We start from the raw sequence: 1,032 nt of genomic DNA, 5'->3' as shown, positions 1-1,032 counted from the left end.
CTGGGAGGAAAATGAGCTTGACCCTGCATGGCTGATGATAATACCTGATTTCCTCCGCCTTCGCCATATGCTGATTTACGGATTGCTGCATCAGATGTTTGACCTTAACACAATAGGAGAAGAAGAAAAAGAAATGCTGGCCGGTTTCAGAAGAGATATAGAGAATGGCACGCCGATTACAGCATTTGATTTTTCAGCACTGGTGTAGATAGAAAAAGCCAATGGGATTCCAGTCCCATTGGCTTTTATAATGTATCACACTTCACGCCGACTACGCCTTCAATGGCTTTAATGTCATAGTAGACATCGGTCGTGTATCTGTTTTTATGGACGCGGACCTTCACTTCCATAATTGGAAAATCCTTTTCGCCCAGGTCGTCGATCCGAACGGAGTGTGCTTTGATATCTCTTCTTTTCATTTCTTTTAAAATCTCTGTCATTTTGTCTTTATCAGAAAGCGACATTCTGATGCGGATGTCTTTTTCCTGCAGGCGGTCGGGGCCTATTTTTCTGACCACCCATGGGAGAAATTCCACGCTGATCAGGATGAACAGAAGACTGGCAAACGCTTCTTTATAAAAACCGGCTCCCGTAGCAAGCCCGAGCCCCGCTGCCCCCCAGATCATGGCCGATGTCGTCAGGCCGGAAATGACATCATTGCTTTTTCGCAGGATGACACCGGCTCCGATAAACCCGACGCCGGAGATGATTTGTGCCGGCAGACGAAGCGGATCCATCATGATGCGGTAGTATTTAGGGAAATGATATGCCGCATTAATACTGACGATCGTCAGCATGCATGAGCTGACTGCGATGACAATACAGGTTTTTAATCCGAGCGGCTTATTTTTTAATTCGCGTTCAAGCCCGATGACCATGCCAATCAATGTGGCAATGCCCAATTTCAATAAAATATCAGGATCAATATACCAGCTCAACAGCAACTTCCCCCTTCTCTATGGTGTTTTTAAATAAATATGATTTTCTCACAGTATTTATAGCAAAACAAGAGCACTAAAGCCACCAAGCTGC

The 1,032-nt window shown here is 45.1% G+C and carries 1 protein-coding gene and 1 pseudogene; one reads left to right on the top strand and one right to left on the bottom strand.

Translation table 11 applies throughout. The annotated features are described in order from the left end of the window. Nucleotides 1-208: pseudogene (locus ACWHAR_RS23255) on the top strand (phosphotransferase enzyme family protein); the annotation flags it as partial. Nucleotides 209-245: 37 nt separating this feature from the next. Here ACWHAR_RS23255 and ACWHAR_RS23250 read toward each other — a convergent pair. Next, entirely contained in the window at nt 246-944 is a 699-nt protein-coding gene (locus ACWHAR_RS23250; protein ID WP_010886431.1) for an MgtC/SapB family protein, read from the bottom strand. Nucleotides 945-1,032: the final 88 nt, after the last annotated feature.

The sequence above is a fragment of the Bacillus sp. LR--39 genome (assembly GCF_053613335.1).
The sequence above is the reverse complement of the archived record's forward strand: the minus strand, read 5'-3'. Positions and strand labels throughout refer to the sequence as shown.